The organism is Paenibacillus sp. WLX2291 (assembly GCF_046603665.1).
GTDB lineage: Bacteria > Bacillota > Bacilli > Paenibacillales > Paenibacillaceae > Saccharibacillus.
Map to the genome: position 1 here is coordinate 4,333,009 of NZ_CP176755.1, position 24,105 is coordinate 4,357,113.

Below are 24,105 nucleotides of genomic sequence, written 5' to 3' on the forward strand. Positions count from 1 at the left end.
AGGCGAATCATGATTGTGTGCAAGCTCTGCCACTTTGTCTACTTGCCGTCGATCATACCATTGCGCAGATGTTCTAGCAGCAATTGTCCGTTGTGATCCAGAATGGAGCAACCCACCGTATCACCGTCGCGCAGCACGACCGCACCCGGCGTACCCGTCATAATCACATCTCCCGGTAATAACGTCATCACCTGTGATAAGAACGATACGATATACCACGGTTGAAATTTCATATGATCCGTCTTATTTTCATGCACCAGCTCACCATTATGATGCGTCTGTACCGTCAACGACAGAACATCCTCCACCTCATCCGTTGTGATCAATTGCGAACCAAATCCAAAAAACGTATCAAAACTCTTGGCACGCGCCAAAAAACGTGGATGGCGGGCATGGATATCGGCTGCGGTCACATCAATCGCGGTACAGAAGCCAGCAATATAATGAGGCGCTTCCTCTTCCGTTACATGACGACAGACTTTGCCGATAATAAGCGCCAATTCCGCCTCCGCAGTCACCTTCTCCGATTGCGAGGGCAATTCGATCTCATTCTCCGGTCCAATAATCGTCGTATCTGGCTTCATAAAGCTAACCGGTTCCTCGTCTGGATCCCCTTGCTCCAGCTCCGCAATATCCTGCACGTAATTCATCCCGATGCCCCAGATTTTGCGTGGATGGCGATACAACGGTGCATGTACGACTTCGTCACTAGCTAGAGCAGGGATCTGCGCGAGACGCTGTCGCTGTTCGTCATTGGCGAGCAGTTGTGTCAGCTGCTCCCATTGCCCACTAGTGATCAGTTCAAACATTCCTGTTTCCCACTGCTGATCCCAAGCCTTGTTTACATCTTCCAACAATATGTACTTCTGTTCATGAACCCATGCCGCCTGTTCTTTCCCATTCACCTGAATCGTTGCCAGTTTCATATTCCGTCCTCCTGTTGCTGTATACATGAATAAATTGTTCTCATTATAGTACAGTCATGTTGGACAAATATAGAGACAATCTCGATTCCATCTATACGGCATGATGGTGAGGGACTTTTTCGTGCATTATGTACAAATCTATCTGTAAAGTGAAGCAGATTACTGTACCAGTATCATTTTTAATTATCACCATAATGAGTACGAAATGCGTAAAATTCAATAACACCTTCGCGCATGCGATATACTAAGCGATTCGTATCATCAATGCGACGACTCCAATAGCCAGATAAATCGCCGCGCAAAGGTTCGGGTTTACCAATTCCTGAATATCCATTACGTTCAATATCTGCAATTAGTGAGTTAATTCGTTTCAAAGTCTTACGATCTTGTGTTTGCCAATAAACGTAATCTTCCCATGCATGGCTTGTAAAAATCAAGTTACTCATCTGCCATACGCTCTAAATCTTTATATGATTTGTGTATGCTATTTCCCGACTCCATTTGCTGAATAGATTCACGTAATCTTTTCAAATTAGCGGGGTTATAAAAAGGATCGGTCTGTGTTGTAATTTCGAATGGAATTTTGCCTTGACGAACGGATTGGCGGATAAAAATATTGACTGCGGTAGACATATTCATTCCTAATTCAGAAAATAAGGATTCTGCTTCCCTTTTCAACTCTTCGTCCACCCGAATATTGATATTGGTCTGTGACATATACATTCCTCCTTCTATTTGTATTGTAAAGCAAAGTGCGCACATTGTTAATACACTGTCTGTATTTTTTGTTTATATCTATGAGAATTGATTATTTAGGATAATAAATAGAATTAAGATACACTTTTGTTGTCTCACACTCTATGCTTTTTTGTATTCGTGTTTTCGTCCAGTGGTTAAAAGTAGTACAATGGAATCCATAACGTTCAAAACGATTGTTATCGTATTTGTATAGATCATTATGGATATGATCATTTGAGGAGGAAGTACAACATGACCAATTATGCTACATATTTTCAGGAAAACCGCGAGCAGCATTTGGCGGAGCTGAAGGAATGGTTGTCCATTCCGAGTATCTCTGCGCTGTCCGAACACAAACCGGACATGCAGCAGGCAGCACAATGGCTGGCGGATAAATTGACCGCTGCCGGTCTGGAAAACGTCAAAATAAACACCACTGCCGGACACCCGATTGTGACGGCGGATCATCTACATGCTCCGGGCAAACCAACCATTCTCGTCTACGGTCATTATGACGTGCAACCGGTCGATCCGCTAAATCTGTGGGAGACGCCTCCATTCGAGCCAACGATTCGCGGCGAGAAGCTGTTCGCTCGCGGTGCAACGGATGACAAAGGTCAAGTCTTCCTGCATGTCAAAGCAGTAGAAGCGATCTTGAAGCAAGACGGTCAACTGCCCGTTAACATCAAATTCTGCATTGAGGGCGAAGAGGAAATTTCTAGCGCTCATCTGCCCGCATTCTTGGAAGAAAACCGCGAATACTTGGCAGCAGATGCTGTTCTCGTATCCGATACATCGCTGCTGGAACCGGGCAAACCGGCGATCAGCACTGGTCTGCGCGGTCTGTGCAGTCTGGAAGTATCGATCCAAACTGCGAACACCGATCTGCACTCCGGTTCATTTGGCGGCGGCGTTCCGAATGCACTGCACGCGATGGTCGAACTGCTGGCAACCCTGCATGACCGTGATGGCAAAGTACTGGTGGAAGGCTTCTACGACGACGTCATTCCATTGTCCGACGAGATGCACGCCGAATTTGAGAAACAAGGCTTTAACGAGCAAAAACTGCAAAACGATCTCGAACTGACAGCACTGCACGGTGAGGAAGGCTATTCCTTTGTTGAGCGTATTGGCGCACGTCCAACGCTGGAACTGAACGGCGTATACGGCGGCTTCCAAGGCGAAGGCAGCAAGACGGTAATTCCCAAAGAAGCCCATGCCAAAATCACTTGCCGCCTTGTGGCTGACCAGAATCCGCAGGATGTACTGGATAAAATCATCACCCATCTGGAAGCAGTGAAGCCAAACGGTGCCAAGCTGATCATCCACCCGGGTGAAAAAGCACGCGCCTTCAACATCGATCCATCTGGCGAATTGCTGCAAAAAGCAGCCGATGCGTATGCGACTGTGTACGGTACACGCGCCCTGTTTACCAAAGACGGCGGTTCGATTCCTATCGTGGAAGAGTTCTCGCGCGTGATCGCTCCTACCGTTGTCCTGATGGGCTTCGGTCTGCCGGACGAAAATCTGCACGCGCCGAACGAGCACTTCAATCTGGAAAACTTCGACAAAGGTCTACTGACCATCGTAGAATTCCTGAACCGCGTGTAAATAAGATCTGCACCAACGAATATAGCAAACAAAACTGCCCTCATCTATCCGGCAAATAACGGATGAATGAGGGCAGTTTGTATATACTGACTTTTTTAGATGAGATGCGCATCTTCCAAAATCTCGCTCAGATACGTATGCTGTGTTTTGGAAATGAAATGCTGCAATATTTTCCGTTCAATAAAGGGTAATTCCATCTCGGATAGCTCTTTCTGATCTGATAAATAGTAGATCGCTTTTGCTAATACTCGCAGATCGTAGGCAGAAGCGAATACCTCCGGCACACCGCGCTCTACCCCGAGCAGCCGATATACCGCCTCCATCGCTGTACGTACCGAGTATTCCGTCGTAAATACCGTATCCCGCTCCGTTTCCGCAAAATTACCGATAAACGCCAGATTACGTGAACCTTGCGGCACAACCAGCGGGCGATCTCCCGCCTGACGCAGCATGAAATACGACGTAATAAACGGCATATACACAGGTACAACATGGCAAGACTGCCCGGCAATCGCAGCAATGCGATCGTCCGGCACACCAAGATGATATAGCAGCTCCTGCGCAATCTCTTCGCCGGTACATTGCTCAATCGGCTTCTGTACATAGTTACCCGGTGTGTTGGACAATAGACCGTACACCCAAGTAATCACCTGATGATCCTGCTGCTCCTTGAAATGAGGCTGACGATGCGTCGCAAAGCTCAATAGCCAGTTGGAATCCTTGACAGTTACGATACCACCGCTGACAATATTGCCGGTATGCAGCTTGCGCCCAGTGATCGTTTCCAAATAGGGATCAATCTCATCGTTCTCCCATGTGATTGTTGCCGATACATACCAACTCTCGTCCGGCAAATTGGCACAGAAGGCGTCTGGATTACCAAATTCCGCTGATTGCTTGGCAAGGTTTTTCCATAAATTCCAGCTACCGCCAAGATCGTGCGTAACCGGTGCTGGTGTATGATGATTACCTTCGGTTGTACTCTCTGTGATAGAACCATTCGTGACGAATACCAGATCGTCGGCGCGGAGTTCCCATTCTTCCGCCTGTCCATCGCGGGTAAGCAGTAGCTTGCGAGCGGTTTTGACATCTTCTTCAATTTCAACGAGCACATTGCTCACCTGAATGCCGTATTGCACATCCACATGATGCTGTTCCAGATACGCCAGCATCGGCTTCACCAGCGATTCATACTGGTTGTAGCGAGTGAACTTTAACGATGTAAAATCCGGTAACCCTTCAATATGATGAATAAAGCGCAGGACATACCGCCGCATCTCAATCGCCGAATGCCATGTCTCAAACGCAAACATCGAACACCAATACAACCAGAAATTCGAAGCAAAAAACTCCTCGCCAAACACATCCTCAATTCGCTTACCTTCCAGCTGATCCTCAGACATCATAAACAGCGAGATCAGTTCCTTTTGCGCCGCTGGAGACAATGTGAATTGTCCGTCATCATCGGTACGTTCGCCACGGTTATGAATCAGCCGACAGTTCGAGGAGTTCGGATCATCATGATTCAGCCAGTAAAATTCATCCAGCACCGAAGCGCCTTCCACTTCCAGCGATGGAATCGAACGGAACAGATCCCACAAACATTCAAAATGCGATTCCATCTCCCGCCCACCACGCGTTACAAAGCCATTATGCGGTAGGAGCGTACCATCCAACGAACCACCGGAAACATGACGTTCTTCCAAAATATGAATCTGGTCACCACTCATATGACCATCCCGAATCAAAAAGACCGCTGCCGCTAAGCCTGCCAGTCCGCCGCCGATAATATAAGCGGATTTGTTCTCTACCCCCTCTGGTTTTCTGCTACGTACAAAAGCTTCATAATTGCCATTTGTATAGCGCATTTTATCCCACTTCTTTCTATATGAATGAACTTGCATCCAACACTTGATACATATAACTACCCTACGTGAACTTCGGCTGACCCAGATCAACGCATGAACGAATATGACGATTATTCCACATGTATGAACTATCAGTTCAGTATGCACGATAAGCTGAATAAACCCACGGTATATCAACACTTTGGCAAAGGTATACAACAAAAATGCCGCATGATACCTATCGCATCATGCGGCATTTCAAGTACATTATCTTATTTCCAATTCCACTTTGGTTCCATTGTTGCCTTCACGAGCAGCATGTAAATCAACCATCGCACGATGCAACCGCTCCATCGCTTCCTGTAACAAACTGCGCGAACATGCCAGATTCATCCGCATGAACCCTTCCCCATTTACCCCGAACGCACGACCGTCATTTAAAGCGATACGAGCGTCATGTAATAGGAAGGAAACGAGATCCTTTTGCTCCATCTGTAACTCGCGAAAATCTACCCACAACAGATATGTCGCTTCTGGCAGATTCACGGATAGCTCTGGCAAATGCTCGGCAAGGTACTGCTGCACATATTGCATATTGCACCGAATGTACGCCATACATTGCTCCAACCACTCTTGTCCGCCGCGATATGCCGCTTCCGTCGCGACCGCGCCAAACTGGCTGATGCTGCCAACACCGAAATTGTTTATTTTCAGCGCAAATGCATCACGCAATTCCTTGTTCGGAATGATGATGTTGGACGTATTCAGTCCGGCAATGTTAAATGTTTTGCTTGGCGCCGTGCATACAATGCTACGATTGCGCGCCGATTCGGACAGCATCGCATATGGAATATGACAATTCGGCTCATGCACGAGATCACCGTGAATCTCGTCGGATACGACGATAATACCGTACTTACTACACAGTGCATCCAGACGCTCCAACTCATCCCGCGTCCATACTCTGCCGACCGGATTATGCGGACTACACAGGATAAACAGCTTCACACTCTCGTCCAATGTACGCTCCAAATGGTCAAAATCCATCTCGTACTGCCCATTGTCCAATCGTGTAAGCGGACTTTCTACCAATTGCCGTCCATGACCTTTGACAACATTATAAAAAGGCGGATAGACCGGCGTTTGAATGACGACTTTGTCTCCACGTTCGGTAAACGTCTGCACAGCAAAGTTGAGTGCGGCGACGACGCCAGGTGTGAACACAACCCAGTCGTCTTCGATCTGCCAGCCGTGCTTGTGCTGCATCCAGTTTTTCAGCGCTTCATGATAGCCTGCGGACTTGAACGAATAGCCGACAACAGCGTGTTCGGAACTTTTTTGCAATGCGTTTTGTACAGGTTGCGCAATGGCATAATCCATGTCCGCGACCCACAATGGCAATACATCTTCCGTTCCAAATATATTCTGTAACAAGTCCCATTTCTCCGAATTTGTGCCTTGTCGTTGCGGCGGGTGGTCAAAATGCGAGGTGTAATCCATACGTGTAGCCTCCACTTCGGCGGCAGCGCTATCTGTATGTATGCGCTGGTACGCCCTGTATTTGGTATGACTCATTTTGGGAGTGGGTGCCGGGTGATTGGTGTGTGAATCGTGAGGAAATCCGGGTCTTTATGCCAAAATGAAATCAAGATTATGTTTATCATAACATGTTTGATGGGGAGGGCAAGCCTGATTAAACCGACTGATTTACTTGTTGTCTTTTGGCAGATGTGCTGGGATTGCATCATTCACTTCGAGAAGGAATAAGGGAACGTCCTCAAGTGGAGCCGCGGGAATCTTCGGATTAAGGAGAGAATGAAGATTCCCGCCCTTACAAAGCAGTAAGATATTTTGCTTCGCAAAAATCACTTTCTATTGAACCCCGTGTTTGAAAGTCACAAACACTGTAAGCAGTAAGATATTTTGCTTCGCAAAAATCACTTTCTATTGAACCCCGTGTTTGAAAGTCACAAACACTGTAAGTCGTCCTTATCCCTTATTTCCTTCCCTTCGTTCCGTGCAACTCGCATAATTACTGGAAAAGATATTGGATGGTATGGCAGATTGAAGCGTGCTTGAGTAGATTTGAGAGTGGTTGCTCAAAAGGCTCTTTTTATGTAGTAATCTATAAGTTCAATTTGATATAGTTTGATATAGATAAAATAAGGTGAGGCGAATACAAACGAAAAGACAGCCATTTCACACAATAAGGGCATTGTGGAAAGTGGGCTGTCTTTTGTTGAAACGTATTTGTTATTCCATCAGATCAGGTCGAGAATTTCGTCGACGCGTTCTAGGCGGTAGTCGGCGTCTTGGGAGTGGAGTCCGGCGTCGCCTACGGCGGCTACGTTCATGCCTCCGGCGATGGCGGCTTGGACGCCTGCTTCGGCGTCTTCGACGACGAGGCATTCTTCCGGTGCGATGTCCAGACGTTCGGCTGCCAGCAAGAACACCTCGGGATCGGGTTTGCTGCGCGTGATGTCATTGCCGTCTGCAACGGCGTCAAAGGCTTTAGACAGACCGATTTGTTCCAGAATAGTCGGTGTGTTTTTGCTGGATGAGCCGATGGCAATTTTGACTTTGCGCTTTTTCAGCTCGTCGATCGTCTCGCGGGCACCCGGCAGCAGGTCGTTTGGACTCAGTTCGTGCAATGACTCGCGGTATGATTCGTTTTTGCGTTCCGCCAGCTTCTGCTTTTCTTCTGGCGTATAGGTACGTGTTGCCTGTTCGAGAATGATATCCAGACTTTCCATACGGCTGACGCCGCGCAGACGGTTGTTGATCGTCTCGTTAAATGGAATGCCTTCTTCGTCGCTAATCTTTTTCCAAGCTTTGTAGTGGAACTGGTCGGTGGATACGATAACTCCATCCAAGTCAAAAATAACGGCTTTGATCGTCATGATTGTTTCCTCCTCTATGGCTGGCAAGTATGCGTCTTCTCTACATTCATGGTGCCCAAATCGGCAACGAAGCGGGCAACCGTCCATGCCGCGCAGTCCATGATGTTCTCAGCTATTTATAAACACAAACGGCTTGCCTGTATCTAATTAGCCGAAAAAACTTTGACGATTCCCATCATATGGATTTGTTATTCCACGAGTTATCGCACCCTTTTTCTACTGATGTTGATAAGATTTAGTGAATATAACGATAGTGTTATGCTTCGCGTTTCGGGCATACCGAGCAGTAAGCCGCATCGTCGGCAGATTGATAATACAGACAGCAGGTTTGACGCACTCGGCGCGGCGTATCGGAACCGGGTAAGGGACGTTTCGGTGTATTGAAGCGGGATACCGGATTCCAGCGTTCGCCGAACAGCGATGCAGCAGCTGAGCCTTTTAAATAAGCAAAGTCTTCCTCAATGCGCTGCCGATTGTAATCGTATGAGGGATCGGACAGCATCGTTTCATATACATAATAGACATAGATCGCGGTATTTTCCCACAAAATCGCTCGCGAGACACCTGCCGCTTTGGACAGACTGTTCCATACAGGCTGTAAATGATCGGCGAATATCGTATGCAGATACGCGTCACGCTGCGCCTCGTTCAATGGCACTTGCTGTGCATGTTCAGGAGCGTGTTGCTGCTGAGATTCATCCGCTGAGCATGAATTCGTTATCTCGTACGTATTCGTTATGTCGCACGTAACAGAAGTACTGTCAGCGTCGTGCAACAATAGAGCATCTTTCTGCTGCACACGCAGATGTGGCAACCAGATGTCGCCTTTGAATATAGATTCAACGCGGCAATTGTCCGGTGTAATCCGCAATCCTTTGCCAAACATCGTCATCGCGTACAGTGACGGCGCGACGATCATATAACTGTAACGCTTGGCAAACATCGATGCGATCAGCGGCAGAGAATCGCTCTCGTAAATATCTTGCAATGTATGCAGATAGGCGGCAGCCTTGTCCGGTATGAGTAACTCGGTAACATCGATACTATGAGCAACATCATCGGCTGGCTGGTCGGTCATACGCAAATCTTGTATAAGCGTCGTCCACTCCGCTTCATTCCAGACGGTGGATGACAATGGTAGATCGTTCATGAAGTCCCTCCTTTTGCAAACGGATACTTGCCAGAAAGTATACCTGTTACGACCGTGACTGTCCAATTCCAAGCTGCTGTTTACAAGTGATGCAATCGTCATATGTAGGTCATGCTACAGTCTTTTTTGACATAAATAATGATTGACGTTATGGGCGTTCCCCAGTATTATAAATACATTATTGAGAACGATTATCATTATTAAGGAGTGTTAACTTTCCATGAAAGCACGCTATACTCTGCCAGCAACCCTGCTGTTATCCTCTGTGCTGTTCGCAGCCTGCGGTAACCAGCAAGCCGCCACCACAACGTCAAACAACGAAGCAGCCAGCTCTGCTTCTACAGAGTCTGCCACTACAACGAATGAAGCCTCTTCCACAATAGCCGGAACCGAAGCTACCACAACTGATTTCTCTAGCGAGGTGGAACAGTACCGTACATATGCGATTTCGGAGATTGACGCCTTTGTCACTCAAACCGAAGGATTCACCGATGCCGTCAAAGCAGGCAAATTGGACGAAGCCAAAACGCTGTATGCACCTGCACGTATGCACTATGAGCGTATTGAGCCAATCGCCGAAGCACTGGGCAATCTCGACCCGGACATCGACGCTCGTCAAGGCGATGTAGATGATAAAGACTGGCGCGGATTCCACAAGATCGAACAGATTCTGTGGGAAAACAAAACAACCGACGGTGCTAGCGAATATGCAGATCGCCTATTGCAAGACGCCAAGCTGCTACGCGCCAAAGTTGAAACAGTGGATATCGATGCCAGCCTGCTCGTAACCGGTGCAGTTGAGCTGCTCAACGAAGTCTCCTCTTCCAAAGTAACTGGTGAAGAAGAGCGTTATTCCCGCACTGACCTGTACGACTTTGTCGCTAACGTGGAAGGCGCACAGAAAATCTATGAAATTCTCAAACCAAGTCTGGCTGCCAAAGACCCGGATCTGGAAAAACAAATCGGCGAGAAATTCGACGCGCTGAATAAGGAACTCGCTCCATTTGCTACGAAGGACGGCGGTTATGTCAGCTACGCCAAGCTGACCAAAGAAGACATCCGTACCCTGAGTCAGAATCTGGATGCACTGGCTGAACCGTTGTCGCAGATGGGAACCATTCTGGGAGTGTAACGATGAGCAATAATCATTCCTCTACACCACCATCTGACGGACAGCAGGATAATCAGCAGCAACCAGCAGTACAGCCGGAATCTGCATCATCAACCATGAACAATGAATCCCAACCCAAGTCCGTTTTTAGCAAGCCTGTAAGCCGCCGCGATATGCTGCGGCTTGCTGGCGCTTCTGGCGTTGGCTTATTGCTGGGCAGTACAGGCGCATTCGGTCTGATGGCAGCAACTAGCGGCAGTCTGCAACCTGCCTACGATCAGCCCGGTAGCACGGAAAATGTAACGACTGGTACAGAAGGCGGTAGCGACCGCTACGACTTTTACGGCAATCAGCAAGCAGGCATTGTGACACCGAGCCAGAATGTTATGTGCTTCGCTTCGTTTGATGTAACAGCAAGCGATGCTACCAGTCTAAAACGTATGCTGCAAAATTGGACCGTTGCTTCCGCTTCTCTGATGACCGGACAACTGCTGAACGGACAAAATGAAAATGAACATCTGCCGCCCGCAGACACAGGCGAAGCAGCAGGCTTGTTGCCATCCCGACTCACGATTACATTTGGTGCTGGACCGAGTTTGTTTGATAATCGGTTCGGATTAGCAGGTAAAAAGCCTGCTGGTTTCGCCGATCTGCCTGCTTTTAACGGCGACAATCTGCAACCAGAATGGTGCGGCGGCGATCTGGCAGTTCAAGTGTGCGCGGACGATATGCAGGTCGCTTTTCATGCGATGCGCAATCTGATTCGAATCGCTCGTGGTACGGCGGTATTGCGCTGGAGTCAGGAAGGATTTCAACGTAGTACCGCAGCGGACCCGAACAATTCCACCCCGCGTAATCTGATGGGCTTCAAGGACGGTACCGCTAATCCGAATATCAAGGATGCTGCGATGATGAACGAGGTCGTCTGGGTACAGCCGCAGGACAACGCAGGGTGGATGACTGGCGGCAGTTATATGGCAGTGCGGCGTATCCGTATGCGCATCGAGGTATGGGATCGCTCCAGTCTGGGTGATCAGGAGCAGACCTTTGGACGATATCGTGTTAGCGGTGCTCCGCTCGGATCGCAGCACGAAGCAGATCGCGGTGATATGAATGCCAAGGACGCATCCGGGCAGCCAGTCATTCCGATGAATGCGCATATGCGGGTCGCGCGTGGAGACGGCACTATGCAGATTTTGCGGCGTCCGTATTCGTATTCTAGCGGAATGGATAAAGTGACTGGTCAGCTGGATGCGGGACTCTTTTTCATTAGCTATCAGCGCAGTCTGGACAAGCAATTCATCCCGATGCAAAAGCGTCTGTCCGAGATTGATGCACTCAACGAATATACCCAGCATATCGGCAGCGCGACCTTCGCCTGCTTCCCGGGTGTTCGTCAAGGGGGATATATCGGGGATACGCTGTTGTGAGAATGTAGGCATATTGAGGGCATATACCAGCTCGAACAGTACGTATCATGTAACGGGTTGATGAATACATGGTATCGCCTAATTCTATATGCTCAGCAGCAGGATCGGGTCTACTATGATGAGATGCCTGCGCATATCCCATCAGAGAATATTCTGTTTGTTCATGAATAACGTTTGCAAGATCGACGCGGTTGATACGGCTATCGCTGATATCAGCCGCTTACTTTTTAGCGAAAAGAGGAACACAGCATGCTCAAACCTATGCTGAATCGTTATCAACCTTACCGGATCGCTTTGCTGACAGTGCTATTGGCATTGCTCATGCTGACGCTGTCCAATCTCATTCCAGCGAACATGGTATACACAAGTCAACTATCGGTATCGCACTCTTCGCTGTTGTATCCTTCTACTGCTTACGCAGCGGACAGTAAGCCAACTGCCGACGATCTGTTACCACTCGTCGGCAGCGCACTCGTCGATGCTGGTCAGCAAAAATGGAGCGATGCCAACAATGAGCTAAAGCAGTTCGCTGACGGCTGGGCAAAGCTGGACACTTCGGCAGCAGCTCAGCAGGCAACTGATGTGAACACTGCCCTGCAAGCGGCGCAACAGGCGTTAGCACAGGCAGATAGCAAGCCGGATGCCGTCACAACCGCACTCGGAAAGCTTGCCCGCGCAGTCAACAGCTATGCTGAAGCGGCAAACGGCACAGCTTCCGGTAACGGTGCTACGCCAGCAAATGGTTCTTCCGAAGCTGGTAAACAAGCGGTACAGGAAATTTTGCCGCTGACCACTACAACGCTGCAACATATCAATGCAGCCGACTGGCAGGCAGCGCAAGCCAGCTACAAGCAAATTGTCGATGCGTGGCCCAATGTAGAAAATGCGATTCGTGCCGATAACTTTACCGTGTATAGTCAATTGGAAACAACGATGAGCATGATCCGGGTTGCACTGCAAGCCGAACCACCGCGTGCTGATCAAGCCAAAGAACAAACGCAAAAGCTGATCGATCTGTTCAATCAGTACATTGCTGGCAATATCGCCGATAGCGCACCGGCAAGCGGCAGTATGCATCTGAGTGATGCGGTTACGCTGTTGCAACAGGTGCAAACATCCATCCAACAGCAGGATGCAGCGCAGGCAACAACGCAGATGCAGCAATTCATTACGATGTGGCCGCTGGTAGAAGGCGAAGTACAAATTTCTTCTTCGTCCACCTATACATCAGTTGAAAATGAAATGGCAGAAGCACAAGGGTATCTCGTTTCGACGCCGCCCAACTGGAATCAAGCGACAACTGTCGTGAATAATATGCTAGACGAATTAACGCCGATCACGTCCAAAACATCGTACACGTTCTGGGATGCGGCAGTCATTTTGCTGCGTGAAGGTCTGGAAGCCATTCTTGTACTCGCCGCACTGCTCGCTTATGCGAAACGCAGTGGCAGCAAACAGGCAGGAGCATGGATCTGGAGCGGTGCATTATCTGGTCTAATCCTGAGTGGTGCCATTGCTGCACTATTCGTATATGCCTTTTCCCAGATGGCTTCCAGCGGCAGTACGCGCGAACTGATCGAAGGTATTACTGGTCTCGTAGCCGTCGTACTGATGATCAGCGTCGGTAACTGGCTGCACCAGAAAGCCAATCTGAAAAACTGGAACAGCTATATCGAGAATCAGGTCAGCGGCGCGATTGCACGCGGCAGCCTGTGGTCGCTGGCAGCAGTGTCTGGTCTTGCGATTCTGCGGGAAGGTGCAGAGACAGCGATCTTCTACATCGGCATGGCACCAGCGATTGCATTATCCCAATTGCTGCTCGGGATCGGGCTGGCACTGGTCATTCTGATCGTAATTGCGGTGCTCATTATCCGCTTCAGTGTGAAGCTGCCGATTCGTCCGTTCTTCCTGACTGCAACCGTGCTAATCTACTATCTCGTCTTCCGCTTCCTCGGCGAAAGTATTCACGCTCTGCAAGTAGCAGGCAAATTGTCGGCACATACGATATCAAGTATGCCGTCAATCAGCTGGCTGGGCGTATATCCGACATGGGAAACGCTTATTCCGCAGCTGATCGTGCTCGTACTTCTTATTTGGAGATTTGTGCTGCCTGAGATTCGTGGCGGGCACAAACAAGCGGCTTAAACATAAACGTTTAGGCTTTCCGACATTCTGTAGTATACGAAGAGTGTTGTAGAATGGTTTATTTGTGCAGGACAGAATGAGTAATGATGGAAGTAAATATCCATTTGCTGCCTTCGACTTTACAGATGATTTCATTTACATCAATGCTCACATGTATAGATTAGTCTTCATCAAAAAGAGCCAGTACGCTGATCTGAGATCAAGCAGTGTACTGGCTCTTTTTGGATTTACATATTCGTTAGTCTGTATCTTTACTTATGCATATGTTAATTTCCATGTATCTGAGTCTGTTTTTCACCCGTGCTTAGCCTTGTTTTCGCCATTTAAGAGGATCTTCACTTTACCATGCCATCACGCCGTCGGCGTTTAGAAACTCGCCGTTGTGCCGGGTGCCATCGATAGCATAACGTACGATAATGGCGGCACCTTCTGCTTTCGTTTTACCACCCGGTGCATTTCCATTCAAATCGGTCGTTGTGAAGCCCGGTGTTACAGCGAATACCTGTGCACTACTGTCTCGCAATTCGTATGCCATCGATGTGGTCATGGCGTTGTTCGCCGTTTTTGACGCGTTATAATCAAACGCGTTCAGCGTTGTGGGTGCCTGTTGAATATGTGTCAGCGATGCCATATCTGTCGTCACATTGACGATCGTGCCATCGTTGCTCTTGATCAGCGGCAGCAGATGTTGATTCAACCGGAATGTACCGAAGAAATTAACTTCAAACGCATTGCGCAGATTCTCTTCTTGCGTCGCTGTAAACGAACTTGCAAATGCGCCCGGCATACCGGCATTGTTGATCAGTAACGATAGCTCTGGATATTCCTGCGTAATACGCGTCGCCGCCTGCGAGATGCTGTCCGCATCCGTCATATCGATAGCGACAAACGCAGCATCTATGCCTTGAGCAGTCAATTCAGCAGTCGCTGCTTCGCCGCGTTCCACATGACGCACGCCGACAATCACTTTCCAGCCTGCTTCGCCAAGCTGCTTGGCAATCTCGAATCCAATTCCTTTGTTGGCACCTGTTACAAAAGCAATTTGAGTCATCGTAGTTCCTCGTTTCGTATTGGATTTGTGTATCAACGACTTTAGATTACTATGCTACACTTAGTGTAGGTCAACCCTATTTTGCAAAAGAAATGAGGAGCTTATGTTTACGATTGGACAAGTTGCCAGAGAAGTCGGCGTCAACATCGGTGCGATTCGCTTTTATGAACGAAAAGGTCTGCTGGAGCCTGCTATACGCAGTGAGCAGAATAATCGACTGTACAGCGAGCTGGATTTGAAATGGCTGAACTTTATCAAATGTTTACGCGAAACAGGCATGAGTGTCGACGATATTAAGGATTATCACGATCTCGTAAAGGTCGGCACAGACACATTGCCGGAGCGTATCCGTTTGATTCAGGAGCAGAAGCAGAAACTGCTGGACGATATTGCATATAAACAATCACAGCTGGTGCATCTGGAAGAAAAGTTGGTGCGGTATTATAACGGAGAAAATTACTAAACGATCGCCACTCTTATCCCAAAATACCAAAGCCCCGATCCTACAGAGTATTCGTTGGAATGTCTGGATAGAGGATCGGGGCTTTACATGATTGAGATGCTGGTATGTCTAGGTTTGTTTGCACAGTTGTATTCCGAATGATGTTCGATTTCAACATAGAAATATCCTACAGGCAAACTCCAAACTTAAAAATAATCCGAGAAATACGGAATCTGCTGCTCAATTGCATCTTCCAGCATGTCCAGCGTATCCGCACCGCAGGTGATTCTGCCGATTTTGCGTAAATAATCCGGGCGCTTGTAGCCGAGCAGCATCGTCGTCATCGTCTGAATGTCGATACGAGAATCGGTCGATTCGCTCACACGCTCTACGCTCCCCCGTCCTTCCGGCGAAATATGCAGCCGGAATACACCTTGATTCCACGATAGCAGCGGGTCTTCCATCGTGAATGTCCACACCCGCTCCTTCGTATCCGGCTTAAACGGATATGCAGCGATAAACTGCTCCAGATCGACGATTCGTGCCATATAATACGGCGAAATGGACTCGTGAATATCCGCATCCTCCAGCAGAAATGCCAGCGGCTCGCTCGTATGAATATTGCCCTGCACCTTCGTAATCATCGAGAAATGCGCACTGACAAAGTTCCACAGCCCAATCCGCGCCTCTTCATTCAGGAAAATCATATCCTTAATATGGAACACTTCATCTGCGATCCAGTACAGTACATATCCTTCTGGCTCGCGCTTTTCATTGTAATAAATAGCGGCAACGAGATCGTCCAGATCCCACATAAAGTACTCCCGCCATGCCAGCTCATTACGCACCAATGCTCCATGCGTCTGCATCGCAAAATGCTGGTACGCCTGCTTCACCTCATCGCTCTCTGCCATGAAGCGCTCGACCTCACCCGGCACCTGCTTCATCTTGGGCAGCTGGTAATCGTTCACCTCGAACACGATCTTGTCTGAAATGATCTCCCAGCCTTTGCGCCGATAATATGGAATCGAATACGGGAACAGATACGAGATGCTCTGCCCTTTTAGACGCATATTTTCCAGCGCCTTGTTGAGCAGCTTGTTCATCAAGCCCTGCCCAGAATATTCGGGGAATGTGCCGACACTGGTCAGTCCGCCCATTTCATACGTTGTATTGAAGATTCGCACCTGAAACGGATACACCGCCACCTGCGAGATCAATTTGTCCTCATTAAACCAGCCCCATACATCTGCTTGATGCAGAGTCGACGCGAATACTTCTAGAATCTCGGCTTCTTCCCAACCGATATTGTTCAAATCCTGATGTGTCACCTGAAATACATAGCGCAGCAATTGCACATACTGCTCCAGATGCTGATCTCCGACCTTATTCATTTTCAGCTGTTTCTTTTTTCCCATAACGGTTTCCTTTCGCATGTTTGAAATGAATAGCTGATCCTTTGCTTGCTATTTTCATTATATCGCACCTAACATAGACTTGCGAAGACGAGAAATTTGTTAATCTTCTTTACAAATATAACGATCTTAGCGGAAAAGCTATTGCATTCCCCCATATCATGAATTACTATAAACTCAAGAAAATAATTTTCTTCTATATTTCTATAAAAGATTTGGTTCTTTTCACAAATGTTGTGATTTTATTTCATATTGTCTTTATATAACTGTAGTAGCAGCACTGTTGTCGCATGAAATTTATTTTCATTAAGATTGCCCATTTTGTAAAATATGAGGAGGAATGACCGGTGTCCCCGATACTTCATGTGCTGGAACAGGGATTGGATAAGCTGTCACCGCAGGAACGCAGACTTGCGCATTACATTTTGCAGCAGCCATCATCCATTATCCGGCTGGGCATTACGCAGCTGGCAACGCAGTGCGGGATTAGCCCGGCGACGGTGACGCGTTTTTGTAAGACGTTTCATTTTGAAGGCTTTCCTGATTTTAAGATGAAGCTGGCTGCCGAGCTGGCGCAGCAATCCATTCCCGGTTCGTATCAGGACATCATCGCCGGGAATCCGCTATCCGAGATCGTCAAAGCGATTGAATCCAATCATGTGACTTCCATCAACGATACGACACGACTGCTTAGTCTGCCGCGTCTGGAGCAGGCGGTCGGTTATCTGATCCGTGCACGGCGGATCGATCTGTATGGTATCGCTACATCGTCGATTGTGGCGCAGGACTTGTACCAGAAGCTGATTCGGATCGGCAAAAACTGCACAGCCTTCGCTGATTCGCACATGCAGATTACGTCCGCCTCCACCCTCACATCCGAGGATGTGGCGCTGGCAATCTCTTACTCTGGCGAGACGAAGGAGACGATCGACGCACTCACCTGTGCGAAGGAAAACGGAGCAACCACACTGTCGATTACCCAGTACAGCTCCAATCCGTTATCCTCAATCGCGGACATCTCACTCTTCTCCTCTTCACTAGAAAAAGGCATTCGACGTGGCGATATGGCATCCCGCATCGCCCAGCTTCATATTATCGATATTTTGTTCACCGGTATGATCAGCGCCCAGTTTAACGATTCCGTCAACAAGCTGGAGCTGTCTTATAAAAATGTGCGGCGTTACCGCAAAGACTCAGGAGGTTGAGATTCATGGTAAATTTGGTCAAGGTAGGCAACGAACAGGATTTTGGCAAAGTAGCAGCGTATATCGTATCCAGTCTGGTGCAAACATCGCCGCGTGCAGTGCTTGGTCTAGCAACAGGCGGCACACCAGTCGGATTATATAAAGAACTGATCGCCATTTACAATCAGGGCGTGATCAGCTTTGAGAAAGTGAAAACATACAATCTGGACGAATATGTGGGGTTGCCAACCGATCATCCGGCTTCGTATCGCACCTTCATGAACGAGCATCTGTTTAACCATATCGATATTTTGCCGGAAAATACGCAGGTGCCTAACGGTCAAGCTGCCGATCCGGCTCAAGAATGCCGTCGTTATGATGAAATGCTGTCCGAAGCATCGATCGATCTGCAAGTGCTCGGCATCGGACATAACGGACATATTGGCTTTAACGAGCCGGGCAATGAACTCGTGCCAAGCACGCACGTCGTCGATCTGCTACCGGAAACGCGTGAAGCGAATGCCCGTTATTTTAACTCCATCGACGAGGTGCCGACACAGGCGATTACGATGGGCGTCGGTACGATTATGAAGTCGCGCCAGATTCTGCTAATGGTACGCGGTGCGGACAAAGCGGAGATTATCCACCGCGCATTGACTGGTCCAATCACCACCTTGTGCCCAGCGTCGCTGCTGCAATTGCACCCGAACGTAACCGTACTGATGGATGCGGAGGCTGGGAGGTTGTTTCAGCAATGACCTATACCGATGATTCCAATGGAACACCTCTCCCGACTTCCTTTCGCATCGTCAACGGCAAGATTGTAACGCCAGAGCAGATCATCGAGAACGGAACACTGATTGTGGAAAATGGTGTGATTACGTATGTAGGACCGGCAGCGGAGCAGAGTACTCATACGATCTCTACTCCAAGTGCTGATACAGGTAATTCATTATCATCTGCTACAGATACCATCCCTGTATACGATGCCAACGGTGGCTTGGTACTGCCGGGCTTTGTGGACATTCATGTGCATGGCGGCATGGGACAGGATTTTATGGATTCTAATCCTGAGGTGCTGGATATCATCACTACGTTCCACGCCGGACAGGGTACGACATCCATTCTAGCGACAACGATGACCGCACCGCGTGCAGATATTGACCATGTGTTGGAGCAGGTGCAAGCCTATGTGCAACAAGGTGATATGCCGGGCGCGCAGGTCGTCGGTGTTCATCTGGAAGGGCCGTTTATTAGTCCGAAATGGCCGGGCGCGCAAAATCCGGGTCATATTGTACTGCCGAATGTGCAATGGCTGGAAGAATGGCATGCCGCCTATCCGGGTCTGATCAAGCAATTGACGCTAGCACCGGAGAGAGAAGGCGCGCTGGAAGTGATCTCATGGCTGCGTGTGCACAACATGACTGCTGCCGCAGGTCATACGGATGCGACATATGAGCAGATCATGGATGCGGTAGCTGCCGGACTCAATCATGCCGTGCATACTTTTAATGCGATGACGCCACTACATCATCGCAAACCGGGAACTGCTGGTGCTGTACTCGGTACGCCAGCCATTCATGCCGAAATCATCGCCGATGGCATTCACGTTCATCCGGCAGCTGTGTCTCTATTGGCACAGCTCAAACAGCAAAACAACCTGATCCTGATCACCGATGCAATGTCCGCCGCTGGTCTAGGCGATGGCGATTATATGCTGGGCGATCAGCCAGTCAAAGTCATCAACGGTATAGCGACATTGCCAGAAGATAGCGGCACACTCGCAGGTAGCCGATTGACGATGATCGAAGGCTTTCGTTTTCTGGTGGAACAAGCGGGATTGTCGATCTTACAGGCTTCGCAAGCGGCGAGTGGCAATCCAGCGCGTCAGTTGAATTTGTATGAACAGTTTGGCAGCTTGGAAGTTGGCAAGCAGGGCGATGTGCTGGTGCTGGATGAGCAGATGGAATTGCAGCATGTGTTTATTAAAGGTCAGCAGTTAGGTAGTTAATTAACAAAAATGACGTATAGATCATTACGCTGAATCAGGCGTAAGCTCTATACGTCATTTTATTTATCTGGCGAAATCGTTCCTTTTTCTTGCTCATATTGTTCGATATGTTGCTCAATCAAATACTCAATTTGCATTGCAATCGAGCGTTTATTCTTCTCGGCAATCACTTTAATTTTCTCGAAGTTCTCTTCTTTCAATCTCAGAGTAAAGACTCTTTTATCCGTAGCCATGAATGAAATCTCCTCAAAAGTGATGTCATTATTGTATCATTGTGAATGAATCGCATATACGATCACCTTGACTTCTAAGTGATGTCACTATAAACTAAAACAAATACTAAAAGTGACATCACCTTTGGAGGTAATCAGATGGATGAGTTTGACAAAGCGTTTGATCAATTCAAGTCTATACGCATGGAAAGTATCGCAAATCTATGTATTTATAATTCTAAAGATTATAAAAAGTTAATGATAGACAGTGATCGTTTATTTACTGAGTTGTGTACATATGTGAAACCGCAGGGAATGAAGTTGTTAATGGATTATTGTAATGCAATGACTCTGCTACAAGGAATAGCAGAGTCGATGATGTATGAGCAAGGATTAAAAGATGGGATTAATTTTTTGAATACAATTAAAATCAAATGATTTTTATTACTTCTTATTAACTATAGCCTCAAGCTCATCAAGGTCCTTCCATTCCAAGCACATTTCAGGTACTTCACAACTATGATTAACAAGAGAATCCAATAATGATAAAACTTTTATACTATGCGCCTCAGAATTTTTAATATTCTCAATAGCATTATATGGTTTATCACTTTTTACATCTAAACTAAAGAAAGCTTGTTCAAAATTAGGGATTAACGCAATGAGTCTTACCTTCTCATTATTTACATGCATCTTTTTGCTGTCCATAATATTTTGATTTACTGTCCAAGCAGAATTTCTAGTTTGATTTGAATTAAAAGGTTTATCGCTATCATGTAAAATAGAATATTGACTCTCAAATTGATTTAAAATCTTAACGAGTGAACAAATTATAGCTTTTCCTCGTGCTCTAATAATATGAATATCTTTGTACTTTTCTGGATTTTCACTTATTAAATATTTAAAGGCAGAGTATTCTGTATCCCCTTCAACAATTACAGATTTCCCTCCAAAGAAGAACTCTGCAACATAGGGATCACAAGCATTTAATAATTTTAGATTACTACGATCATTTTCATCTAGTTTAGCTGTTTTCGGTCTAAATAATGTTGTTCCTTGTATGTTTCCAGAATTATTTTTTTCTACTCTTACAATAGTTGTATTATCCCTAGAGAGATCTATAAAGGCAGGTGAATGTGTCGTCACCATAACTTGCCAATTACCAGAAGAAGGAAGTTCATACAATACATTGCAAGCTTCTCTGATAGCATTAGGATGTAAGCAAAGTTCAGGTTCATCTAGGAGTAACACATGCGGTCTCTCAGATTGTACGACTTTTTTTGAAATTCCTGATTCTGAAATATATTTTAATGCCGTCCATAATAATGTCCTTCTAGCACCACTACCCTGTCTTTCTATGTTGCTAAGGTACCCACCCTCTGGTCCCATTAACAATTGAGAACCTGCTTTGAAGAGATTTACAGCCTTATCTAAATCTTCCTCTGGTCTAGCATCAAACTTCACTCTGTATCCAGTGAAAACCTTACTAACTAAACTCGAAATTTCAGTTTCTATACGATCAATTTCTGTACTAGCGTCTTTAATAATTTTATTTTGAATTTCTTTAATATTTGATAATAACTTTTCATACTCCGATTGTTCTTCTGAAGATTCTTCAATTTTACTTATTTGAAATTGCTTCACTCTATCTTTTAATACACTTTCTAAAATTTTCACTATCTCATCTGCTTGTACTTTAGGATCAGCAAAAGCATCAACTTTATGTGGTTGAGGACGTTTAGAATTGGCTACATTAGGTGCTCCCCAAGGAACATTTTCTGACCAACTAGATGATGTCGCATCATAACCTTGTCTTTTAGGATCGCCCGGTGCTGTCCATACCCATTTTTCTTTAACTATTTTTTCTCCTTCTATTTCGTTAATCCATTGTGCGCCTACAGTTTCATCATAAATGACAGTATGTAATTCAATTTCTGGACATTCCCTAGTATTAAGAATACCACTAGGAAAATCATCAATTGTGATTTTCCCTAAATTAGAACCTTGATTCATTGCTAATTCGTAAGCTCTTAAAATCGTACTTTTCCCAGCATTATTTGGACCTACTAATACAACAATATCATCTAAATCTATTTCTACAGGTACAGAGCCAATACACCTAAAGTTTTTTACAAACAATTTAATTAATCTTGGTTTAGCAATAGAGGGATTTTGCGATTCCAACGTAACTTCATTAACTTCTTTTTTTGCTCTCGCCATTTTTATTCCTCCTAAGTTTTATGAAAATTATATTTATTAACTCAAATTTCAAAATTAGGACTAGCAAATTTTATTTAATTAAATTTCGTTAAAAATATTTGGGATTTGCTTATCACCTTTTTTATAGTCAGGACGATTTGCTTCAAATGAACCTTCAGTTTCAATAGAACTCATGTCTGCTACTTTGAATAGTCTCCAACCTAGCTTTCCAGATGAACTGTATCCATCGATTTGATATCCTCTAAGTAATTCGTGTCCTTTCGTACCAATACCATAACAATATGGTTCGACCGTCCTCGCACCACCATCATAAAAAAAGGTCAATAAATTCTTTTGATCAATTGCATCACTTATAGTTGAATTCATTTTGGCACCCCTTGTTTTCAATTTTATATATAAATTTGCTAGTCCACATATTAAAAATGTTATTATAATACTTTTAAATATATATTTATATTTAATGGATAATAATTACTATAATTATATTTATTGATGTAGCTACTGTAAAGTATTTTTTAAAATCACAAAGAGGTAGCTCCTGCTAGTTACAGGAACTACCTCTTTGTGATTTTCACTTCTCTTCCGCAGCCGAACTCGCACTATCAGCCGACTGAGCAGCGGTAGAGATATTATTCACCATCAGCTGATACGCCCATTTCCCACTTGGATCAACGATCCATACATGATCCTGATCTTGCGGCGATTGCCAGCCGGTGTAATGCTCTACTGTTGTCTTCTCGCCATTGAGCAGCTGCACATCCAGCGTCAATATTTGCTTGTATGACTGAACCTGTGCCGCTGGTACAGGTAACTCCGTAGTTGGCATGTTCTTGATGGCATCTGTCATATTACTCGCCAGATCGCTTGCCAGCGCTTTGCCATTTAGCATCCATTCATCTTGCGATGGGTCGGCGCTGTTGGCTTTATGCGTGAGTGTCCAGTTGGCAGATGGAGCACTGCTTTTCCAGACGACTTTGCTCAGTTGTTCGTCATCCCAGCCAATCGGCGTCGTGTCGATAAACTGGAAGGCGGTGCCGGACAGGTCATTGATATTTTGCTGAGATAATTCGATGACTGGACCGTCGTTCAGCCTAGCGTAGTAATAGCCTTTGGTTGGTACTTCGTCACCTAGCAGCAACGTGTACGTTTGTCCGCTACTGGTGGTGAGTACGATATTCGGTTTGTCTGCATGCAATCCGTATTTAGATAGATCGGACGGCTGCTCCTCAACGGTGCTGTGTACTGTCGCCGCCTTGAGCGTGCTCAGCCAGTCGTCGATCATGTACGTATTGACCGGATACGCAGCAGGAGATGTCATACTCCACTGCCCTTCGGTTTGCTCCAGTTGGATCACATCGGCAGACATCTGGGTAGATTGCTCCGCAGCTGCACCATTGTTCTGTGTACTGTCATCATTCTCACTGTTAGACGTGGTAGACGTAGCTTCATCTGTACTTTTCGTAGCCGTACTCTTGCCTGCTGCATTTGCAGCGGTTGTATCGCTGGCGGTATCATTTCCGCCTGCTGCGTTAGAGCGGATGACAATACTCTGTACCTCGCTATCCTCTACCGTCAATAGCTTGCTCTCTGCCGTAGTTGCCGCAGTGTCTTCGTTTTTGAAAAAGTTCTGGGAATACGCGTAGCCGACTCCTGCTGCCAAAATGAGCAGCAGGATGATCGAGGGTAGCAGTTTTTTCATCATATCTAACATG

22 protein-coding genes are annotated in these 24,105 nt (G+C 46.6%); 9 read left to right on the top strand and 13 right to left on the bottom strand.

Going from position 1 to position 24,105, the window contains the following annotated elements:
* Positions 1-38: 38 nt before the first annotated feature.
* The 3 genes from ACDE64_RS18530 to ACDE64_RS18540 form a co-directional block, all read right to left on the bottom strand.
* Complete coding sequence (locus tag ACDE64_RS18530; protein ID WP_411347816.1) at positions 39-926, bottom strand: fumarylacetoacetate hydrolase family protein; 888 nt, start codon at positions 924-926, stop codon at positions 39-41.
* A gap of 179 nt (positions 927-1,105) precedes the next feature.
* Positions 1,106-1,372 (bottom strand): Txe/YoeB family addiction module toxin, encoded by a 267-nt coding sequence (locus ACDE64_RS18535; RefSeq protein WP_411347817.1) that lies wholly within the window; start codon positions 1,370-1,372, stop codon positions 1,106-1,108.
* Positions 1,365-1,643, bottom strand: a complete 279-nt coding sequence (locus tag ACDE64_RS18540) for a type II toxin-antitoxin system RelB/DinJ family antitoxin (protein ID WP_411347818.1) — start codon at positions 1,641-1,643, stop codon at positions 1,365-1,367. Before ACDE64_RS18540 ends, ACDE64_RS18535 begins: the two co-directional genes overlap by 8 nt.
* 273 nt (positions 1,644-1,916) lie before the next feature.
* Here ACDE64_RS18540 and ACDE64_RS18545 point away from each other — a divergent pair, with 273 nt between their 5' ends.
* Positions 1,917-3,275 (top strand): dipeptidase, encoded by a 1,359-nt coding sequence (locus ACDE64_RS18545; RefSeq protein ID WP_411347819.1) that lies wholly within the window; start codon positions 1,917-1,919, stop codon positions 3,273-3,275.
* 95 nt (positions 3,276-3,370) lie between these two features.
* On the opposite strand, the gene ACDE64_RS18550 is transcribed toward ACDE64_RS18545, so the two are convergent.
* The 4 genes from ACDE64_RS18550 to ACDE64_RS18565 all read right to left on the bottom strand — a co-directional run bounded on the left by ACDE64_RS18550 (position 3,371) and on the right by ACDE64_RS18565 (position 9,172).
* Positions 3,371-5,143, bottom strand: a complete 1,773-nt coding sequence (locus ACDE64_RS18550; protein ID WP_411347820.1) for an oleate hydratase — start codon at positions 5,141-5,143, stop codon at positions 3,371-3,373.
* A 246-nt stretch (positions 5,144-5,389) separates the two neighbouring features.
* Complete coding sequence (locus tag ACDE64_RS18555) at positions 5,390-6,622, bottom strand: MalY/PatB family protein (protein WP_411347821.1); 1,233 nt, start codon at positions 6,620-6,622, stop codon at positions 5,390-5,392.
* Positions 6,623-7,383: 761 nt separating this feature from the next.
* Positions 7,384-8,022, bottom strand: a complete 639-nt coding sequence (gene pgmB / locus ACDE64_RS18560; RefSeq protein ID WP_411343574.1) for a beta-phosphoglucomutase — start codon at positions 8,020-8,022, stop codon at positions 7,384-7,386.
* A 256-nt stretch (positions 8,023-8,278) separates the two neighbouring features.
* Positions 8,279-9,172, bottom strand: coding sequence for an IucA/IucC family C-terminal-domain containing protein (locus ACDE64_RS18565; RefSeq protein WP_411347822.1), 894 nt, complete (start codon positions 9,170-9,172; stop codon positions 8,279-8,281).
* Between the two features lie 220 nt (positions 9,173-9,392).
* Between ACDE64_RS18565 and efeO the strand changes: the two genes are divergently transcribed.
* The 3 genes from efeO (at position 9,393) to ACDE64_RS18580 (ending at position 13,858) form a co-directional block, all read left to right on the top strand.
* Positions 9,393-10,304, top strand: coding sequence for an iron uptake system protein EfeO (efeO, locus tag ACDE64_RS18570; protein WP_411347823.1), 912 nt, complete (start codon positions 9,393-9,395; stop codon positions 10,302-10,304).
* 95 nt (positions 10,305-10,399) lie between these two features.
* The gene (efeB, locus tag ACDE64_RS18575) at positions 10,400-11,713 is read left to right on the top strand and encodes an iron uptake transporter deferrochelatase/peroxidase subunit (protein WP_411350338.1); all 1,314 of its coding nucleotides are present in this window, start codon (positions 10,400-10,402) and stop codon (positions 11,711-11,713) included.
* Between the two features lie 249 nt (positions 11,714-11,962).
* Positions 11,963-13,858, top strand: coding sequence for an FTR1 family protein (locus ACDE64_RS18580; RefSeq protein ID WP_411347824.1), 1,896 nt, complete (start codon positions 11,963-11,965; stop codon positions 13,856-13,858).
* A gap of 340 nt (positions 13,859-14,198) precedes the next feature.
* Here ACDE64_RS18580 and ACDE64_RS18585 read toward each other — a convergent pair whose 3' ends face one another.
* Positions 14,199-14,909, bottom strand: a complete 711-nt coding sequence (locus ACDE64_RS18585; RefSeq protein ID WP_411347825.1) for an SDR family NAD(P)-dependent oxidoreductase — start codon at positions 14,907-14,909, stop codon at positions 14,199-14,201.
* Between the two features lie 103 nt (positions 14,910-15,012).
* Between ACDE64_RS18585 and ACDE64_RS18590 the strand changes: the two genes are divergently transcribed.
* Complete coding sequence (locus ACDE64_RS18590) at positions 15,013-15,372, top strand: MerR family transcriptional regulator (RefSeq protein WP_411343580.1); 360 nt, start codon at positions 15,013-15,015, stop codon at positions 15,370-15,372.
* 185 nt (positions 15,373-15,557) lie between these two features.
* Here the strand turns inward: ACDE64_RS18590 and eis are convergent, their stop codons facing one another.
* The gene (eis, locus tag ACDE64_RS18595) at positions 15,558-16,769 is read right to left on the bottom strand and encodes an enhanced intracellular survival protein Eis (protein ID WP_411343581.1); all 1,212 of its coding nucleotides are present in this window, start codon (positions 16,767-16,769) and stop codon (positions 15,558-15,560) included.
* A 344-nt stretch (positions 16,770-17,113) separates the two neighbouring features.
* Between eis and ACDE64_RS18600 the strand changes: the two genes are divergently transcribed.
* The 3 genes from ACDE64_RS18600 to nagA are packed head-to-tail and all read left to right on the top strand — an operon-like array spanning position 17,114 to position 19,961.
* Entirely contained in the window at positions 17,114-17,971 is an 858-nt protein-coding gene (locus tag ACDE64_RS18600; RefSeq protein ID WP_411343582.1) for a MurR/RpiR family transcriptional regulator, read from the top strand.
* Between the two features lie 5 nt (positions 17,972-17,976).
* Entirely contained in the window at positions 17,977-18,708 is a 732-nt protein-coding gene (gene nagB, locus ACDE64_RS18605; RefSeq protein ID WP_411343583.1) for a glucosamine-6-phosphate deaminase, read from the top strand.
* Positions 18,705-19,961: an N-acetylglucosamine-6-phosphate deacetylase gene (nagA, locus tag ACDE64_RS18610; protein ID WP_411347826.1), complete on the top strand. Its 1,257-nt coding sequence runs from the start codon at positions 18,705-18,707 to the stop codon at positions 19,959-19,961. The genes nagB and nagA overlap by 4 nt, the downstream gene beginning before the upstream one ends.
* A gap of 59 nt (positions 19,962-20,020) precedes the next feature.
* On the opposite strand, the gene ACDE64_RS18615 is transcribed toward nagA, so the two are convergent.
* A complete protein-coding gene (locus tag ACDE64_RS18615; RefSeq protein WP_411343585.1) occupies positions 20,021-20,194 on the bottom strand; it encodes an Arc family DNA-binding protein in 174 nt (57 codons plus the stop codon).
* 138 nt (positions 20,195-20,332) lie between these two features.
* On the opposite strand from ACDE64_RS18615, the gene ACDE64_RS18620 reads away from it, so the two are divergent.
* On the top strand, positions 20,333-20,611 hold the full coding sequence (locus tag ACDE64_RS18620; RefSeq protein WP_411343586.1) for a hypothetical protein: 279 nt from the start codon (positions 20,333-20,335) through the stop codon (positions 20,609-20,611).
* A gap of 6 nt (positions 20,612-20,617) precedes the next feature.
* On the opposite strand, the gene ACDE64_RS18625 is transcribed toward ACDE64_RS18620, so the two are convergent.
* The 3 genes from ACDE64_RS18625 to ACDE64_RS18635 all read right to left on the bottom strand — a co-directional run bounded on the left by ACDE64_RS18625 (position 20,618) and on the right by ACDE64_RS18635 (position 24,095).
* Positions 20,618-22,393, bottom strand: a complete 1,776-nt coding sequence (locus tag ACDE64_RS18625; protein ID WP_411347827.1) for an ATP-dependent nuclease — start codon at positions 22,391-22,393, stop codon at positions 20,618-20,620.
* A gap of 78 nt (positions 22,394-22,471) precedes the next feature.
* Positions 22,472-22,759, bottom strand: a complete 288-nt coding sequence (locus ACDE64_RS18630) for a hypothetical protein (RefSeq protein ID WP_411343588.1) — start codon at positions 22,757-22,759, stop codon at positions 22,472-22,474.
* Positions 22,760-22,964: 205 nt separating this feature from the next.
* Positions 22,965-24,095 carry a DUF4340 domain-containing protein gene (locus ACDE64_RS18635; protein ID WP_411347828.1) on the bottom strand — a complete coding sequence of 377 codons (1,131 nt, stop codon included), beginning with the start codon at positions 24,093-24,095 and terminating at the stop codon, positions 22,965-22,967.
* Positions 24,096-24,105 lie beyond the last annotated feature (10 nt).

Excerpts from the sequence above, each read along its gene's own strand:
- ACDE64_RS18580 (WP_411347824.1), top strand. The coding sequence starts at position 11,963 with ATGCTCAAACCTATGCTGAATCGTTATCAACCTTACCGGATCGCTTTG.
- ACDE64_RS18625 (WP_411347827.1), bottom strand. The coding sequence starts at position 22,393 with ATGGCGAGAGCAAAAAAAGAAGTTAATGAAGTTACGTTGGAATCGCAA.
- eis (WP_411343581.1), bottom strand. The coding sequence starts at position 16,769 with ATGGGAAAAAAGAAACAGCTGAAAATGAATAAGGTCGGAGATCAGCAT.
- ACDE64_RS18615 (WP_411343585.1), bottom strand. The coding sequence starts at position 20,194 with ATGGCTACGGATAAAAGAGTCTTTACTCTGAGATTGAAAGAAGAGAAC.
- ACDE64_RS18530 (WP_411347816.1), bottom strand. The coding sequence starts at position 926 with ATGAAACTGGCAACGATTCAGGTGAATGGGAAAGAACAGGCGGCATGG.
- ACDE64_RS18550 (WP_411347820.1), bottom strand. The coding sequence starts at position 5,143 with ATGCGCTATACAAATGGCAATTATGAAGCTTTTGTACGTAGCAGAAAA.
- ACDE64_RS18535 (WP_411347817.1), bottom strand. The coding sequence starts at position 1,372 with ATGAGTAACTTGATTTTTACAAGCCATGCATGGGAAGATTACGTTTAT.
- nagB (WP_411343583.1), top strand. The coding sequence starts at position 17,977 with ATGGTAAATTTGGTCAAGGTAGGCAACGAACAGGATTTTGGCAAAGTA.
- ACDE64_RS18635 (WP_411347828.1), bottom strand. The coding sequence starts at position 24,095 with ATGATGAAAAAACTGCTACCCTCGATCATCCTGCTGCTCATTTTGGCA.
- ACDE64_RS18590 (WP_411343580.1), top strand. The coding sequence starts at position 15,013 with ATGTTTACGATTGGACAAGTTGCCAGAGAAGTCGGCGTCAACATCGGT.
- efeO (WP_411347823.1), top strand. The coding sequence starts at position 9,393 with ATGAAAGCACGCTATACTCTGCCAGCAACCCTGCTGTTATCCTCTGTG.
- ACDE64_RS18545 (WP_411347819.1), top strand. The coding sequence starts at position 1,917 with ATGACCAATTATGCTACATATTTTCAGGAAAACCGCGAGCAGCATTTG.
- ACDE64_RS18540 (WP_411347818.1), bottom strand. The coding sequence starts at position 1,643 with ATGTCACAGACCAATATCAATATTCGGGTGGACGAAGAGTTGAAAAGG.
- ACDE64_RS18630 (WP_411343588.1), bottom strand. The coding sequence starts at position 22,759 with ATGAATTCAACTATAAGTGATGCAATTGATCAAAAGAATTTATTGACC.
- efeB (WP_411350338.1), top strand. The coding sequence starts at position 10,400 with ATGAACAATGAATCCCAACCCAAGTCCGTTTTTAGCAAGCCTGTAAGC.
- ACDE64_RS18620 (WP_411343586.1), top strand. The coding sequence starts at position 20,333 with ATGGATGAGTTTGACAAAGCGTTTGATCAATTCAAGTCTATACGCATG.
- ACDE64_RS18585 (WP_411347825.1), bottom strand. The coding sequence starts at position 14,909 with ATGACTCAAATTGCTTTTGTAACAGGTGCCAACAAAGGAATTGGATTC.
- ACDE64_RS18565 (WP_411347822.1), bottom strand. The coding sequence starts at position 9,172 with ATGAACGATCTACCATTGTCATCCACCGTCTGGAATGAAGCGGAGTGG.
- nagA (WP_411347826.1), top strand. The coding sequence starts at position 18,705 with ATGACCTATACCGATGATTCCAATGGAACACCTCTCCCGACTTCCTTT.
- pgmB (WP_411343574.1), bottom strand. The coding sequence starts at position 8,022 with ATGACGATCAAAGCCGTTATTTTTGACTTGGATGGAGTTATCGTATCC.
- ACDE64_RS18555 (WP_411347821.1), bottom strand. The coding sequence starts at position 6,622 with ATGGATTACACCTCGCATTTTGACCACCCGCCGCAACGACAAGGCACA.